This is a genomic window from Actinosynnema sp. NPDC059797, assembly GCF_042732085.1.
Taxonomy (GTDB): Bacteria; Actinomycetota; Actinomycetes; order Mycobacteriales; family Pseudonocardiaceae; genus Actinosynnema.
Genome location: NZ_JBHWIE010000185.1, coordinates 1 through 14,654, shown reverse-complemented (window position 1 = coordinate 14,654; position 14,654 = coordinate 1). Strand labels below are relative to the sequence as shown.

16 protein-coding genes are annotated in these 14,654 nt (G+C 74.0%); 6 read left to right on the top strand and 10 right to left on the bottom strand.

Annotation, left to right across the window (positions count from 1 at the left end):
* Both ACFV4N_RS29460 and ACFV4N_RS29455 read right to left on the bottom strand, forming a co-directional pair.
* Window positions 1-626, bottom strand: a 626-nt coding sequence (locus tag ACFV4N_RS29460) for a glycosyltransferase family 9 protein (protein ID WP_499675874.1), incomplete at its 3' end; no start/stop codon positions are given.
* Entirely contained in the window at window positions 623-1,138 is a 516-nt protein-coding gene (locus ACFV4N_RS29455; protein ID WP_499675873.1) for a D-glycero-alpha-D-manno-heptose-1,7-bisphosphate 7-phosphatase, read from the bottom strand. The genes ACFV4N_RS29455 and ACFV4N_RS29460, both read right to left, overlap by 4 nt.
* A gap of 144 nt (window positions 1,139-1,282) precedes the next feature.
* On the opposite strand from ACFV4N_RS29455, the gene ACFV4N_RS29450 reads away from it, so the two are divergent.
* Window positions 1,283-1,801 carry an SRPBCC family protein gene (locus ACFV4N_RS29450; RefSeq protein ID WP_499675872.1) on the top strand — a complete coding sequence of 173 codons (519 nt, stop codon included), beginning with the start codon at window positions 1,283-1,285 and terminating at the stop codon, window positions 1,799-1,801.
* A 385-nt stretch (window positions 1,802-2,186) separates the two neighbouring features.
* Here the strand turns inward: ACFV4N_RS29450 and ACFV4N_RS29445 are convergent, their stop codons facing one another.
* From ACFV4N_RS29445 to ACFV4N_RS29430, 4 genes are read right to left on the bottom strand one after another with little or no spacing between them, the layout of a single operon-like run.
* On the bottom strand, window positions 2,187-2,696 hold the full coding sequence (locus ACFV4N_RS29445; protein ID WP_499675871.1) for a hypothetical protein: 510 nt from the start codon (window positions 2,694-2,696) through the stop codon (window positions 2,187-2,189).
* 2 nt (window positions 2,697-2,698) lie between these two features.
* The gene (locus ACFV4N_RS29440) at window positions 2,699-3,427 is read right to left on the bottom strand and encodes a metallophosphoesterase family protein (RefSeq protein WP_499675870.1); all 729 of its coding nucleotides are present in this window, start codon (window positions 3,425-3,427) and stop codon (window positions 2,699-2,701) included.
* Window positions 3,424-3,678 (bottom strand): BON domain-containing protein, encoded by a 255-nt coding sequence (locus tag ACFV4N_RS29435; RefSeq protein WP_499675869.1) that lies wholly within the window; start codon window positions 3,676-3,678, stop codon window positions 3,424-3,426. Before ACFV4N_RS29435 ends, ACFV4N_RS29440 begins: the two co-directional genes overlap by 4 nt.
* The gene (locus ACFV4N_RS29430; RefSeq protein WP_499675868.1) at window positions 3,678-4,250 is read right to left on the bottom strand and encodes a nucleotidyltransferase family protein; all 573 of its coding nucleotides are present in this window, start codon (window positions 4,248-4,250) and stop codon (window positions 3,678-3,680) included. The genes ACFV4N_RS29435 and ACFV4N_RS29430 overlap by 1 nt, the downstream gene beginning before the upstream one ends.
* Window positions 4,251-4,335: 85 nt before the next feature.
* Between ACFV4N_RS29430 and ACFV4N_RS29425 the strand changes: the two genes are divergently transcribed.
* The gene (locus ACFV4N_RS29425; protein ID WP_499675867.1) at window positions 4,336-4,614 is read left to right on the top strand and encodes a DUF6480 family protein; all 279 of its coding nucleotides are present in this window, start codon (window positions 4,336-4,338) and stop codon (window positions 4,612-4,614) included.
* Window positions 4,615-4,650: 36 nt separating this feature from the next.
* Here ACFV4N_RS29425 and ACFV4N_RS29420 read toward each other — a convergent pair whose 3' ends face one another.
* Entirely contained in the window at window positions 4,651-5,658 is a 1,008-nt protein-coding gene (locus ACFV4N_RS29420) for an NAD-dependent epimerase/dehydratase family protein (RefSeq protein WP_499675866.1), read from the bottom strand.
* Between the two features lie 109 nt (window positions 5,659-5,767).
* On the bottom strand, window positions 5,768-6,298 hold the full coding sequence (locus ACFV4N_RS29415) for a Scr1 family TA system antitoxin-like transcriptional regulator (RefSeq protein ID WP_499675865.1): 531 nt from the start codon (window positions 6,296-6,298) through the stop codon (window positions 5,768-5,770).
* A 167-nt stretch (window positions 6,299-6,465) separates the two neighbouring features.
* Between ACFV4N_RS29415 and ACFV4N_RS29410 the strand changes: the two genes are divergently transcribed.
* A complete protein-coding gene (locus tag ACFV4N_RS29410; protein ID WP_499675864.1) occupies window positions 6,466-7,329 on the top strand; it encodes a helix-turn-helix domain-containing protein in 864 nt (287 codons plus the stop codon).
* A 25-nt stretch (window positions 7,330-7,354) separates the two neighbouring features.
* Complete coding sequence (locus tag ACFV4N_RS29405; RefSeq protein WP_499675863.1) at window positions 7,355-7,531, top strand: DUF397 domain-containing protein; 177 nt, start codon at window positions 7,355-7,357, stop codon at window positions 7,529-7,531.
* Window positions 7,532-7,591: 60 nt separating this feature from the next.
* On the opposite strand, the gene ACFV4N_RS29400 is transcribed toward ACFV4N_RS29405, so the two are convergent.
* Together ACFV4N_RS29400 and xylA are read right to left on the bottom strand one after the other, a co-directional pair.
* On the bottom strand, window positions 7,592-8,971 hold the full coding sequence (locus tag ACFV4N_RS29400; RefSeq protein WP_499675862.1) for a xylulokinase: 1,380 nt from the start codon (window positions 8,969-8,971) through the stop codon (window positions 7,592-7,594).
* Window positions 8,971-10,107, bottom strand: a complete 1,137-nt coding sequence (xylA, locus tag ACFV4N_RS29395) for a xylose isomerase (RefSeq protein WP_499675875.1) — start codon at window positions 10,105-10,107, stop codon at window positions 8,971-8,973. Before xylA ends, ACFV4N_RS29400 begins: the two co-directional genes overlap by 1 nt.
* 64 nt (window positions 10,108-10,171) lie before the next feature.
* On the opposite strand from xylA, the gene ACFV4N_RS29390 reads away from it, so the two are divergent.
* Together ACFV4N_RS29390 and ACFV4N_RS29385 are read left to right on the top strand one after the other, a co-directional pair.
* Entirely contained in the window at window positions 10,172-11,344 is a 1,173-nt protein-coding gene (locus ACFV4N_RS29390) for an ROK family transcriptional regulator (RefSeq protein WP_499675861.1), read from the top strand.
* Window positions 11,345-11,711: 367 nt separating this feature from the next.
* Complete coding sequence (locus ACFV4N_RS29385) at window positions 11,712-14,429, top strand: nSTAND1 domain-containing NTPase (protein ID WP_499675860.1); 2,718 nt, start codon at window positions 11,712-11,714, stop codon at window positions 14,427-14,429.
* The last annotated feature ends 225 nt before the right edge of the window (window positions 14,430-14,654 follow it).

Here is a 14,654-nt window from a genome sequence, read left to right as displayed (position 1 = left end):
CCGGTGACCAGCACCCGGTGCCCGGCCTCGGCGAGCGCGGCCACCGCCTGCGCGCACCGGTCGGGCGACCAGGCGCGGGCGGGCACCGAGGCGCCGGGGTGCACCACCACGTACGGGCCGACCTCGGCGGGTTCCGGCGGCGGCTTCACCGCGAGCCGGCCGTCGTCGCCCGGCGGCAGCTCGAACCCGGCGGCGCGGGCGACCTCCAGCGCGCGTTCGGCCTCCGGGACGTCGGGGTCCTCGCGCAACCGGACGTCCAGCAGCGAACCGGGGTAGTCCGTGGAGCGGGCGACGACCTTCGGCACGCCGGCGAGCCGCAGCACGAGGGCGAGGGGCAGCGCGCTCTGGTGGAACGACGTGAGGATCAGGGCCACGTCGGCGCGGATCCCCTTGAGCAGCGCCACCAAGCCCTCGACGTCGGGGGTGCGGACCGCCGGCGCGGGGTTGGCGATCCACGGGCAGTCCCAGCGCACGACCCGGCTCACCCCGGGCAGCAGGTCGGCGGCCTGCGCGCCGGCGTGGCCGCACAGCAGCACCACCTCGCCGGCGTGGGCGGCGGCGCGCACCGCGGGACCGGCGAGCAGCACGTCGCCGTCGCTGTCGAGCCTGGCCACGATCGTCCTCATAGGACCATCGCCAGGGCGGTCAGGAGGTCGGGCGCCGCGTGGGGCGCGCGGTCGACCTCGTCCGGGAGGGTGACGGGGGTGGGCACCAGGATCGGCGTGACGCCCGCGGCCAGGCCGGCCTTGACGTCGGCCTCGATGTCGCCGACGAAGTAGGTGCGCTCGGGACGGGCGCCCAGCCGCGCGCAGGCGTCGAGGACCATGCGGGGCGAGGGCTTGCGGCAGCCGCAGCCGTCGTCCGGGGAGTGCGGGCAGACCTGCCAGGTCCCGAACCGGCCGAGCAGGTCCTCGACGCGGGCGTTGACCGCGTCCACCTGCTCGCGCGTGAGCAGCCCGCGCCCGATGCCGGACTGGTTGGTCACCACGCCCGTGCGCACGCCGTGCGCCCGCAGCGCGCGCAGGACCTCCCGCGCGCCCGGCATCGGCTCGACCTGGTCGGGGTCGCCGTTGTAGGGCACGTCCCTGATGAGCGTGCCGTCGCGGTCGAACAGGACGGCGTCGGGGTAGTGGTCCACAGAGGAGACTTAGCCGGGCGAACCCGAAGCAAACGCGAAACGGGGAAGCGCTACTCACAGTCACCCGGGAGTGGAGATGTGTGGGGCGCGGCGCGAGGGGTACTCCAGAGGTGAACTCGATTCCCCGAGGAGAGGTTGCAAGCAGTGACGACGATCGAGAAGTCGGTGGACGTCGCGGTCCCTGTCACGACCGCGTACAACCAGTGGACGCAGTTCGAGTCGTTCCCGCGGTTCATGGAGGGCGTCGAGCGCATCACCCAGGTCACTCCCACCCGGACCCACTGGGTGACCAAGATCGGTGGCGTGACCAGGGAGTTCGACGCCGAGATCACCGAGCAGCACCCCGACGAGCGCGTCGCCTGGCACACGGTCGACGGTCCGCCGCAGGGTGGTGTGGTGACCTTCCACCGCATCGACGACCGCACCACGCGGGTCCACGTGCAGATGCAGTACGACCCGCAGACGCTGACCGAGAAGGCGGGCTCCGCGCTGGGCGTGGTCGAGCACCGCGTGAACGCCGACCTGAAGCGCTTCAAGGAGTTCATCGAGGACCGCGGCGTGGAGGAGGGCGGCTGGCGCGGCGACGTGCAGCGCCCGCCGCAGGCGGGCGAGACCCGTCACGACCTGCCCGACGCCGGCAGGCCGGGCGACCCGCTGCGATGAGCGCGCGGGCGGTGCCCGGACCGCGGCGGGGGAACCGGGTGACCGGTTCCTCCATCCCGCACCCCAGGCCACCGGTCGACGACAACTGAACGAGCACCGAACGACGGGAGCCCCGCGGACCACGGTTCGCGGGGCTCCGTCGTGCCCGGGTGGTCCGGCGGAACCCCGGGCGCGACGGGAACCGAGGCGGGCCGGGGAACCGGGGTTGGGACCGGGAACCGGTGCGGGGCAAGGGATCGTGCCGCGAACCGGACACCGCGCAGGGCCGCGCGCCGGACACCCCCACGGGCCGGGCGACCCCAGCGGCCAGGTGCCCCCCACGGCGAAGGGCCGGGAACCCTCGGGTTCCCGGCCCTTCCGCCCAGGTCGTCGGTCGCGCCCGGGGTCAGCCGTCCTTCAACCGGTCGAACAGCCGGGTCAGCGACTGCCGCAGCGCCGAGGCCGCGTCACCGACCAGCGACGTGGTCCCGGGCCTGGCCGGCTCCTCCGCCGCCTCCGGCGTCACGTCGTGGTCCAGCAGCTCCCGCACGACCTCCAGCACCACCTCCGGGTGCCCCAGCGGCACCGGCGCGGCGAACGTCTGCGCCGAGCCGACGACCCCCTCGTGGCGCCGGATCAGGTCGCCGACCTCGGAGCCCGCGCCCGCGCCCGCCACCAGGTGCACCCGCTCACCGCGGGCCGCGAACCCGGACAGCGCCTCGTCCACCTCGCGCCACGACCCGTCCGACGCGGGCAGCCGGCACCACATCACCCGCAGGTGCTCGGCCAGCGGCCGCCACGACGCGGGCAGGTCGCCGTGCAGGCCCACGCCCGCCGGGTCGAGCACCACCACGACCGGCGCGTCGTCCGGTCCCGCCCACACCACGGCCGGGCCGTGCGTCCTCGTCTCCTCCACGACTACACCTCCACCACAGCGGGTTCCACGCAGTACACGGTGTACGCCTGCCGGAGGACCGGCTGCGCCACGTTGCGCACCCGCACGCCGCCGGGGGTGAGCCCGTGCTCGGTGCCGAAGTGCGCGTGCCCGTGCAGCGCGAGGTCCACGCCGGTCGCGTCGATCGCCTCGCCCAGCTGGTAGGCGCCGAGGAAGGGGTAGATCTCCGGCGGCTCGCCACGCAGCGTGTCCGGGATCGGCGCGTAGTGGGTCAGCGCCACCTTCACGTCGGTGTCCAGGCCCTCCAGCGCCGCCCGCAGCGAGTCCGCGATGCCGATGGTGTGCCGGATGAACGCCTTCATCTCGGGTTCGCCGAACATGCTGCCGCACTTGCCCGCGAACCCGCCGCCGAAGCCCTTGACGCCGGCCACGCCCAGCGAGTGCCCGTTCACCTGGAACGTGACCGCCTCGCCCTCCAGCACGTGCAGCCCGGCGTCGCGCAGCACCCGCGTGACCTCGGCGGGCTGGTCGTCGTGGTAGTCGTGGTTGCCGAGCACCGCGACCACCGGGACCGGCAGGCCGGCGAACTCGTCGGCCACGACCCGCGCCTCGGACACCGTGCCGTGCCTGGTCAGGTCGCCGGCCAGCAGCAGCACGTCGGCGCACTCGCCGAGCTGCTCCAACGCGGGCCGCATCCGCCCGCGCGCGTCCTCGCCCAGGTGCACGTCCCCCACCGCGGCGATGCGGATCATCGGATCTCCTCCCGGCCGGCCGGCGCGCCCACCGGCACCACCTTCACGTCGTCCAGCACGGTCAGCTCCGGCGCGACGTCGTGGATGACGGCCTTCAGCGCGTCGCGGCGCTCGTCGCTGGCCACGCTGCCGGACAGCAGCACGTTGTCACCGCGCACGGTCACGCGCACGCCCTGCTCGGTCGTGCGCGGGTCCTCGGCGAGGGCTCGGCGCAGCCTGGCGGACAGGTATTGCTCGGGCTCTGCGTTCATCACGCGCTCCTGGTCAACGTCGTCGGGTGCAGGAGGTCCAGGCGCTCCACCAGCACCAGGAACGCCTCCGCGTACGGCGAGTGCTTCGTCGCCTCGCGGACCTTGTCCCAGTCGATCTGCTCGCGCAGCGCGCGGGCGAACGGCAGGAGCTGGCTGAAGTCGCAGCGGTGCCCGTCCAGGACCAGCAGCTTGCTGATCATCACCTCGGTCGCGGGCATCACCGGCAGCGTCACCGAGCCGACGGCCAGCTCCTCCGCCCTGGCCAGGGTCTCCTCGGTCACCGGGATCTCGTTCGGGCGGAACAGCAGGTCCACCAGCGAATCCCCGTCGTAGACCTTGAGGAGCCAGTCCTCGGGTGGCGTCGCGGCCCGCATCCCCGCCGCGACCAGCGCGCTCACCGCGTTCTTGGCGTCTTCCTCGCGCACGATGATGTCCACGTCGTGCTCGGTCGCGGGCCCACCCCTGGCGTACACCGCGCACCCGCCCGTCAAGGCGAACGGGATGCCCTCGGTGCGCAGGGCCTTGGCCACCTTGGTCAAAGTGCGCAACAAGTCGTCTTGGACACCGCTCATGCCTGCTGACTACCCGGACGTGCCGCCGTTCACACGGGTAGGCGTTCAAGCGGGTAGGCGGGTGCGTGCCGGGTAATCACAGGGCATGACTGCCCAACCGCCCGACCCGGACACCTCCCGCACCCCCGGCGGCGCGGTGCCGCCCGACCCGGACCCGGCGCCCACGCCCGGCCTTGAGCCGGGCGGCGGGGTCGCACCCGGCGACACGCCGCCCGACGCCGGTCAGACCTCCGGCCTGTCGCACCCGCAGCCCATGCCCTCGCGCCGCGGCCCGGTGATCACGCTGGTGCTGGTGGTGGTGCTGACCGTGCTGGTCCTGGCCTTCATCGTGGCCGAGATCATGGGCTGGACGAAGGCCATGTAAGGCCGCGCACGGCCTCGTAGGGCCTCCAGGGCCGTTCTAAGGGCGCAGCGGCGGGCTAGGGCTCAGGCCCTCCTTGCGGCCCAGCCCGTCGATGAGCTGCCGGAGCGCGTCGCGGGCGTCGTGGCGGGGCTTCCAGCCCAGCTCGTCCCTTGCCTTGGAGGCGTCCAGCAGCGGCGTGGTGAGGGCGAGGTCGATCCAACCGGGCGAGGTGGGCTGGAGGCGCAGGCGCCAGCTGACCCGGGCGGCGGCGCGCAGGGCGGTGGGCGGCACCGGCACGTGGCGGGCGCCCAGCACCCCGGCCAGCACCTCGGGGGTGATGACCGGGTCGGAGACGACGTTGAACGCGCCGGCGTGCCCGCCGAGCACGACCTTGGCGACGGCGTCGGCCACGTCGTCGGCGTGGGCGAACTGGAGGACCATCGTGCGCGGCAGCGGCAGCACGGGCGGCTTGAACCGGAACAGGGCGTGCGGCACCAGCGGGCCCAGGAAGTAGCGCTTGATCTCGGCGGCGGCCTCGGGCTGGAGGATGAGGCCGGGTCTCACGCGGCTGATCTTCAGGTCGGGGTGCTCGCGCGCCACCTGGTCGAGCAGGTGCTCCACGGCGGCCTTGTGCCTGCTGTAGTAGGAGGTCGAGACGCCGTCGGTCGGCCAGCTCTCGTCGACGGTGTGGTCCTTGGCGGCCGGCGAGTACGCGCCGACGGACGACATGTGCACCAGGTGCGGCACACCCGCCTCGGCGGCCGCGGTGAAGACCCGGTCGCTGCCCGCGACGTTGGTCCGGTAGAGGGCGCGCTCGTCGTGGCCGGGCTGGACGCGCCAGGCCAGGTGCACCACGGCGTCCGCGCCCCGGCACACCTCGGTCAGCGGTTCCTCGGCGCCCTCGCGGCTGAGGTCGAGCGGGGTCCACTCGACGTCCCGGAAGGCGTCCCGCCGCTCCGGTGGGCGGCGGGACGTGCCGTGGACGACGACGTCCGGCTCGTCGGCGAGCCTGCGCAGCAGGGCGGTACCCAGGTTGCCGGTCGCGCCGGTGACCACGATCCTCATGGCGGCCGGGTACCCGCGTGGGTGCGGCCCGACACGGACGGCGGTCGGCCCCGGTCGGGTCCCGTGCCGGCCCAGGTCAGGCCCAGGTCAGGCCCCGGTCGGCCCCGGGTCAGACCTTGGTCAGCTCGTGCAGGCGGTCGAAGACGGCGTGCGCGGCGTCGGTGTGCTCCGGGTCCTCGGTGAACATCACCGCGTGCGCGTAGGTGTAGCAGACCACCGGCGGCCCGCCGGCCATCCGGAACAGCGTCAGGGGCTGCTCCAGGCCCGGGTAGGCGCCCGCGTCGCCCGGGATGACGCGGAAGGTGACGTCGGTGCGGTCCGTGGGCGCGTGCGCCAGCACGTAGGCCGTGCAGCGGGCGGCGTCGAGGTCGCGGAACACCGGCGCCACGCCCAGCGGCGCGTGCAGGTCGATCCGCTCGGCGGTCCGGCACAGCTCGTCGAGCACGGTGTTGGCCTGGACGCCCCAGGAGCACCACAGGTCGCGCTGCCGGACCCGGCGCTCGCCGCCGCCCTCCAGCTCCACGATCCGCTGCGGCGGCAGCCCGACGCGCGCGGCCAGCTCGTCCACGGTGAGGCCGCGGCGCTCCCGGAGCCCGCGCAGCTTGTCCCCCAGCAGACGACCCTGCAGCGATGGGCGCATATCCATCCCGGACCACTCCTAGCCGCCGATCGGAACTGTGGAAACGATGACACAGGCCGGCTGAACTGTTGAATATTCAGAGCTGAAATACGTCCGTTGGGGTGAACACCGACCCTGCTACTGTCCGCAACGTTGCGCACAACCCCGATTCCCGGAGGTTTCCGCAGGTGACGGGCCGTGAACCGATGCCGCCGTTCGTCCACAAGATCGTCGCCGGACGACAGCTGGAGCTGCTGCGCACCACCGCGGGCCTCACCCAGGAGCAGGTGGCCGAGCGGTGCGGCTGGTCGCAGACCAAGGTCGCCAACGTCGAGCAGGGCGCGATCCGGGTGCGACCGGACGACCTGGAGAAGCTGTTCGACGTGCTGCGGCCGGACGACGACCAGCGCCGACGGGTCCACGACCACGCCGAGGCCGGCCGCGCCGCCATCCCCAAGACCGACTTCCGCTGGCGGTTCAAGGGCGACGCCCTGCGCAAGGTCGTGGACATGGAGCGCTCGGCGGCCGTGATCTGCTCGCGCGCCAGCATGTTCGTGCCCGGCCTGCTCCAGACCGAGGCATACATCCGCCACCACTTCCGCGCGTTCCGGCCCGCGCTCAGCGAGGAGGAGGTCACCCGGCACACCTCGCTGCGCCTCCAGCGCCAGCGGGTGCTCGACAACCCCGACCAGCGCTTCGCGTTCAGCATCGACCAGGCCGCGCTCGCCCGGATGGGCACCACGCCGTGGGCCAACGAGCAGCTGCTGCACCTGTTGGCCGCGGTCCGGCGGCCGAACGTGGACCTGCTGTTCGTCCCCTTCACCCATGGGTACTACCGGGGCCAAGAGGCGCAGTACTCGATCTACCAATACGACGCTGACCCGACCATCCACCTCCTCTACGTTGAGAGTTACGACGACCGGGAGGTCGTGAGCGACCCCAGGCAGGTGGCCCGGGTCCTCGACCTGTGGGAAGAACAGCGCGCCGCCGGACTCAAGGCCCACGAGGCCGAACCGTTCCTCCGCTTCCTGTCGGGGGCCTCCCGGTCCTGATCGCACCGGGAAGGACGTGAGCGCGGTGGACGAACCGACGTGGCGCAAGGCCAGCTACAGCCAGGCCGACCCGCAGAGCTCCTGCGTGGAGGTGCGCTTCTCGGAGGGCGGGGCGGTGGTCCGCGACAGCAAGAACACCGCCGGCGGCACCCTGGTCTTCCCACCGGGGGCCTGGCTCGCATTCCTCGCCACGCGGCGATGAGGCGCGGAAGGGGTGCTTCCACGTGGTGTGGAAGCACCCCTCCCGTCGGCGGTCGACCGGTCAGCGGTCGACGGTCAGCTCGCGCGCCTCCGCGTAGCGCTCCCGCACCCGCGGCGTCGGGTCCGCCTCGAACAGCTCGGCCTCGAGCGAGGACCAGTGCGGCGGTTCGGCCGCACCGCTCACCGCCCACGCCGCCTGCCGGGCGGCGCCGTCGGCCACGTACTCGCTCGGCGCCGGCACGAGCACCGGGCAGCCGAACACGGCGGGCGCGAGCCGCCGCACGGCGGCCGACCGCGCGCCACCGCCGATGAGCAGCACCCGGGACACGGGCGTGCCCACCGCCACGAGCGCGTCGATGGCGTCCGCCAGGCTGCACAGCAGGCCCTCGACCGCGGCGCGCGCCAGGTGCGCCGGGGTCATGTTGTCCAGCCGCAGGCCGTGCAGGGCGCCGGTCGAGTCCGGCTTGTTCGGCGTCCGCTCGCCCTCCAGGTAGGGGACGAAGGCCAGGCCGCCCGCGCCCGCCGGCGCCCCGAGGGCGAGGTCCGACAGCGCGTCCAGCCCCACGCCCAGCACGGCCGCCGTGGCGTCCAGGACCCGCGACGCGTTGAGCGTGCAGACGAGCGGCAGGTGGCCGCCCTCCGCGTCGGCGAAGCCGTTGACGATGCCCGTGCCGTCCGCCACCGGGTGCGGTGAGCGGGCGAACGCCGTGCCGGACGTGCCGATGGACACGACCACGTCGCCGGGGCGCATCTGCACGCCCAGGCCCGCGCCCGCGTTGTCGCCCGCGCCCGCGCCGAAGCGGCCGCCGGTCAGCTCCGCGGGGCCGAGCACGCGCGGCACGTGCGGCACGCGACCCAGCGCCAGCTCCAGCAGGTCCGGTCGGTAGTCCTCAGTGGACGGTGACCAGTAGCCCGTGCCGCTGGCGTCGCTGCGGTCGGTGGTCAGGGCGTCCAGCGAGGTGCCGCCGGCCAGCTTCCACGTCAGCCAGTCGTGCGGCAGGCAGACCGCCGCGGTGCGAGCCACCGACTCCGGCTCGTTCCGCGCCAGCCACCGCAGCTTGGTGACGGTCAGCGACGCCACCGGCACGCTGCCGATCGCCTCGGCCCACGCCGACGGCCCGCCCAGCTCGGCGGTCAGGTCGACCGCCGAGCCAGCGGAGCGGGTGTCGTTCCACAGCAGCGCGGGGCGCACGACCTCGCCGGAGGAGTCCAGCGTGACCATGCCGTGCTGCTGCGCCGCGACCGACACCGCCGCCACGTCGTCCAGGCCCCCCGCCTGGGCGATGGCCGCCTGGAGGGCGTCCCACCAGGCGTCCGGGTGCACTTCGGTGCCCGCCGGGTGCGCCGCGCGCCCCTCCCGCACCAAGGCGCCGGAGTCCGCGTCGCGCACCACGACCTTGCACGACTGGGTGGACGAGTCGACGCCCGCGACGAGCGCCATCAGCGCGCGCCCAGCACGTGCTCCAGCGCCAGCTGCGACAGGCGCACGAACCCGTACCCACGCTCGGCGGCGGCGGTCACGTCCACGTCGTCGGCCTTGATGAAGTCCGCGATGGACTCGCCCTCCGACAGGGTCGGCTCGGCCAGCTCGTACACGCCGCTGGTCTTCAGCGCCTCCTGCACCTCGGGGTCGGCGCGGAACGCCGCCGCCCGCTCGCGCAGGAGCTTGTAGGTGCTCATGTTGGCCGCCGCGCTGGCCCACACGCCGTCGAGGTCCTCGGTGCGCAGGGGCTTGTAGTCGAAGTGGCGCGGGCCCTCGTAGCCGCCGTGCTCCAGCAGGTCGACCAGGAAGAACGCGGACAGCAGGTCGCCGTGGCCGAACACGAAGTCCTGGTCGTAGCGCGGGCCCTTCTGGCCGTTGAGGTCGATGTGGAACAGCTTGCCCTGCCACAGGGCCTGGGCGATGCCGTGCACGAAGTTGAGCCCGGCCATCTGCTCGTGGCCGACCTCGGGGTTCACGCCGAACAGCCGGTGGTGCTCCAGCTCGCCGATGAACGCCAGGGCGTGGCCGATCGTCGGCAGCAGGATGTCGCCGCGCGGCTCGTTGGGCTTGGGCTCGAGGGCGAACTTCAGGCCGTAGCCCTGGTCCTCGGAGTACTGGGCGATGGTGTCCAGCGCCTCCCGGTACCGGTCGAGGGCGGCGCGGACGTCCTTCGCCGCGTCCACCTCGGAACCCTCGCGACCACCCCACAGCACGATGGTCTCCGCGCCCAGCTCCGCGGCCAGCTCCAGGTTGCGCAGCACCTTGCGCAGCGCGAACCGGCGCACGTTCCGGTCGTTGCTGGTGAAGCCGCCGTCCTTGAAGACCGGGTGCTGGAACAGGTCGGTGGTGACCATCGGCACCACCAGGCCGGTCTCGTCGAGCGCGGCGCGGAAGTCGGAGATCCGCTTGTCCCGCTCGGCCGCGTCGGCGTCGAAGGGGATCAGGTCGTTGTCGTGGAACGTGATGCCCCACGCACCCAGTTCGGCGAGCTTGCGCACCGCCGTCGGCGCGTCCAGGGCGGGGCGGGTGGCGTGACCGAACGGGTCACGACCCTGCCAGCCCACCGTCCACAGGCCGAAGCTGAACTTGTCCACCACGAGGGCACCTCCAATAAGTTTGATGCCTAAACTTATCTCATCGAGCGGATAGTATCCAGGGGTGTCCAGACCCCGGCCGGCGAGCCAGCACACCGTGCGCAGGCACAACTCCGCCCTGGTGCTCGACGCGATCATGGAGGCGCCCGGCTCGTCGCGCGCGGCCGTGGCCGCCCGCACCGGCCTCACCAAGGCCACCGTGTCCAGCCTGGTCGACCGGATGATCGGCGCGGGGCTCGTGGCCGAGGGCGAGGCGCAGGCCCGCACCGGGCCCGGCCGGCGGGGCACGGCGCTGCACCTGTCGCCCACCGGGCCGCACGGGCTGGGCGTGGAGATCGGGGTCGACTACCTGGCCACGTGCCTGGTCGACCTGACCGGGCGGGTGCGGGCGCGGTGGGTGCGGCCGAGCGACAACCGCGCCTCCTCCCCCTCCCGCGTGCTGGCCAAGGTCGCCTCGGCGGTGCGCACGGCGATGGCCGAGGACGTGTCGGTCGGCGGCGTCGGGGTGGCCGTGCCCGGTCTGGTCGAGGTCGCGGGCGGCACGCTGCGGGTTGCGCCGAACCTGGGGTGGCGCGAGGTGGACCTCCGGGGCGAGCTGACCCGGCGGATGGCGCTGGACGTGCCGGTGCTGGTGGGCAACGAGGCGAACCTGGCCGCGCTGGCCGAGCTGTGGCACGGCGACGTGGCGGCGGACTTCGTGCACATCTCGGGCGAGATCGGCATCGGCGCGGGCATCGTGGTCGGCGGCGGGCTGTTCGAGGGCGTGTCCGGGTTCGGCGGCGAGATCGGGCACCTGTCCGTGGACCCCCGGGGCCCGCGCTGCGGCTGCGGCTCGCGCGGCTGCCTGGAGCGGCTGGCCGGGCAGGACGAGATCGTCCGGGCGGCGGGCGTGCCCGGCGTCGACGACCTGCTGGCCCGGCTGGCCGCCGGCGACCGGGCCGCGACCGCGGCGGTCCGCTCGGCCGCCCGCTGGCTGGGCGTGGCCCTGGCCGGCGCGATCAACCTCCTGGACCTGCCCACGGTGGTGCTGGGCGGCACCTACGCGCGCCTGGAGCCGTGGCTGCACGCCCCCCTGAGCGCCGAACTGGACCGGCGCGTGGTGAGCGCCGAGTGGTCCCCCGTGCGCGTCGTGGCCTCGTCGCTGGGCGCCGAGGCGGCCGTCCGGGGCGCGGCGGGCAGCGCGGTCCGGGCCATCCTCGCCGACCCGGACCCCTACGTCACCTCGGTCCTGACCTGACCGGAACGTACGACTCACCGACCCCGAACGTACGACTCACCTGTTCCGAATGTACGACTCACGGTGTCCGAGTGGAGGACACGCGATGTCCGGGTGGAGGACACGCCGGGGGTGGCGCGTGTCCTCCGGTCCGGTGTTGCGTGTCCTCCGGTTCGGTGTTGCGTGTCCTCCGGTCCGGACCGGTGAGGTGAGGGGTGGGGTGAGAGTGAGGGGTTGGGGCTGGTCGGTGCGGTGTGTGATTGGTCAAGCACCTGAAGTCATCACCCGGATGCGCACCTGGGATTGGGAGGTGCGCGGGGGTCCGGTCTGACAGCCTGGACGGCACTCCGGACGACGGGAGCCGGGGACTGCTCAGGGGGGTGACCCGGTGCCGCGTGGAGAGCGCCCGTTGGACGTCGGCGACAGCCCGCTGCTCAGGTTCGCCGCGGACCTCAGGTCGCTGCGCGACCGGGCCGGCGGCCAGAGCTACCGGCAGATGGGCACGCGCGCCCACTACTCCGCCACGACCCTGTCCGACGCGGCGGGCGGGCGCAGGCTGCCCACGCTCGCCGTGACGCTGGCCTACGTGCGCGCCTGCGAGGGCGACGTGGCCGAGTGGGAGGACCGCTGGCGGCAGGTCGCGGCCGAGGTGCTGCCCGGCCACGAGGCCGATCAGGACGAGACCTGCCCGCCCTACGTCGGGCTGGCCGCGTACGGCACCGAGGACGCCGAGTGGTTCTTCGGCCGCGACGACCTGCTCGACGACCTGGAGAAGCGCATCGCCGCCCACCGGTTCGTCGCGGTGTTCGGCGCCTCCGGCGCGGGCAAGTCGTCGCTGCTGCGCGCCGGGCTGGTGCCTCGGGTCGGGGGTCGCGCCGCCGTGACCACGCCCGGTGAGCTGGGCGTTCGCGCCGAGCTGCTCGACCTGTCCGTCGACCTGCTGATCGTGGACCAGTTCGAGGAGGTCTTCACCCTCTGCCCGGACGCCGACCAGCGGACCGCGTTCGTCGACGCGCTGCTGACCGCGCCGTGCCGGGTGGTGGTGGGCGTGCGCGCCGACTTCTACGGGCACTGCGCGCAGCACCCGGAGCTGGTCTCGGCGATCACCGACGGCCAGCTGCTGCTCGGGCCGATGTGCCCGGAGGAGCTGCGCCAGGTCATCATGCGGCCCGCGGTGAAGGCGTCGTGCACGGTGGAGACCGCGCTGGTGTCCCGGCTGATCGCGGACGCGACCGGCCAGCCGGGCGTGCTGCCGCTGATGTCGCACGCGCTGCTGGAGACCTGGCGCCGCCGGCGCGGCAAGGCGCTGACGCTGGCCGGGTACGAGGCGGCGGGCGGCATCCAGCACGCCATCGCGCAGACCGCCGAGCGCACCTTCACCTCTCTGGAGCGCCAGCAGCGCGAGCTGGCCCGGCAGGTGTTCCTGCGGCTCACCGCGCTGGGCGACGGCACCGAGGACACCAAGCGGCGGCTGCCGCGCGCCGAGCTGGACGCCGACCCCGACCTGGACGTCGTGCTCGACCGGCTCGCCCACGCCCGGCTGCTCACCCTGGACCGGGACTGCGTGGAGATCGCGCACGAGGCGCTGATCCGCTCCTGGCCCCGGCTGCGCGGCTGGCTCGCCGAGGACCGCGAGGGCCTGCGCACGATGCGCCGGCTCACCGAGGCCGCCGCCACCTGGGTGTCGCTCGGCCGCGACCCGGACGCGCTGTACCGGGGCACCCGGCTGGACTCCGCCCTGGAGTGGACGCGGCGCGACGGCGTGCGCACCAGCGCCCAGGAGCGGGAGTTCCTGGCCGAGAGCGCCCAGGCCCGCGACCGCGAGCGGGACGTCGCCCACCGCCGCACCCGGCGGCTGCGGCAGCTCGTCGCGCTGCTGGCCGTGCTGCTGGTGTGCGCGGGCAGCGCGGTCTTCTACGCCATCCGGGCGCAGCGCGAGTCCGCCGAGGGCTGGCGCTCGTCGGCCGCCTACTACGTCGCCAACCAGGCGCAGTCGCTGCGCGCGAGCAACCCCCGGCTGGCCGACCAGCTCGCCCTCGCCGCCCACCAGCTCAACCCCACCGACGCCCTGCGCGACGGCGTGCTGAGCGCGTGGGCGGCGAGCGGGGACGACCTGGTCAGCCGGTCGGCGTTCGGCGAGGGCCTGAGCCCGGACGGCAGGCCGGTGCCGAACGCCCGGGTGCCGGTGCCGGCCCTCGACCAGTACCGCAGCATCACCGCGCGCGACGTGCCCGACCTGGTGGTGACCTCGACCGCGGAGAACTCGGTGGCGCAGGCGTTCGCCACGACGCTGCGGAACCGGGAGGCCGCGGTCTGGAACATCACCGACGCGATCGGGCCGGTGGTCGCGCACACCTTCGACTTCCCCGTGGTGCGGCTCGCGATGGACCCCTTCGCGCAGGTCGTGGTCACCGTCTCCGAGATCAACGAGGTGGTGGTGTGGGACTGGTCGGACCCGGACCGCCCGGTGAAGCGGTCGCGCCTGATCGGCCACGACCGCCCGCTGGACGGCATGGCGTTCAGCCCCACCGGCGAGGTGGTGGTCACCTACGACGACGCGGGCGTCATCCGGATCTGGGACCTGACCGACCTCGACCAGCCCCGGCGGATCGGCCAGCAGCCGCTGGGCGAGGCGATCTCCGCGGTCGCGCTCTCCCCGGACGGGGGCACGCTCGCGGTCGGCTTCCCGAGCGGCAAGGTGCGCGTGTGGGACCGGACGAACCGGTGGGCGCCGCGCGAGCTGTGGTCGCGCAAGGCGCACCCGGAGGCGATCAGCGCCCTGGGGTTCCGCCGCGACGGCCTGGCGCTGGCCACCGTCGGCAAGGACGACAAGGTGGTGCTGTGGAGCCTCGCGGACCGGACCCTGCCGGTCGAGCAGGGCCGCATCGCCGGGCGCACCGACCGGATCTACGGCGTGTCGTTCGGCGACAACTCGACGCGGGTGACGACGACCAGGGCGGACGGCACGTTCCGCGACTGGGACTTCGACTTCGACACCGCCCGGCGGGAGATGTGCGAGCTGGTGGAGGCCGACATCACGCGCGAGGAGTGGCAGCAGTACGTGGCCGCGGTCGGCGCGCTGGAGTACCGCCGCCCGTGCGCCTGAGGGGCCGCCGGGGCGGTTCCGCCGTTCGTGCGACCGGGGGTGCGGGCGGGGCCGGCCGGTCCGACAATCGGCCCGTGACCACGCCACGCGACGACCGCACCGCCGCGCTGCCGATCGACCCCGGCGCGCCGGGGCCGCGGCCGACCGGGACCGGGCCGCACGACGTCGGCCCGGTCCGGCCCACCGGTGCGGCCCCCGGGGGCGCGGGGGGCACCCGGAGGCGGG

Bases quoted from the DNA above. Each gene is read 5' to 3' on its own strand.
- ACFV4N_RS29420 (WP_499675866.1), bottom strand. From the start codon at position 5,658: ATGAGGATCGTGGTCACCGGCGCGACCGGCAACCTGGGTACCGCCCTG.
- ACFV4N_RS29435 (WP_499675869.1), bottom strand. From the start codon at position 3,678: ATGAACGCAGAGCCCGAGCAATACCTGTCCGCCAGGCTGCGCCGAGCC.
- ACFV4N_RS29415 (WP_499675865.1), bottom strand. From the start codon at position 6,298: ATGCGCCCATCGCTGCAGGGTCGTCTGCTGGGGGACAAGCTGCGCGGG.
- ACFV4N_RS29430 (WP_499675868.1), bottom strand. From the start codon at position 4,250: ATGAGCGGTGTCCAAGACGACTTGTTGCGCACTTTGACCAAGGTGGCC.
- ACFV4N_RS29440 (WP_499675870.1), bottom strand. From the start codon at position 3,427: ATGATCCGCATCGCCGCGGTGGGGGACGTGCACCTGGGCGAGGACGCG.
- ACFV4N_RS29425 (WP_499675867.1), top strand. From the start codon at position 4,336: ATGACTGCCCAACCGCCCGACCCGGACACCTCCCGCACCCCCGGCGGC.
- ACFV4N_RS29400 (WP_499675862.1), bottom strand. From the start codon at position 8,971: ATGGCGCTCGTCGCGGGCGTCGACTCGTCCACCCAGTCGTGCAAGGTC.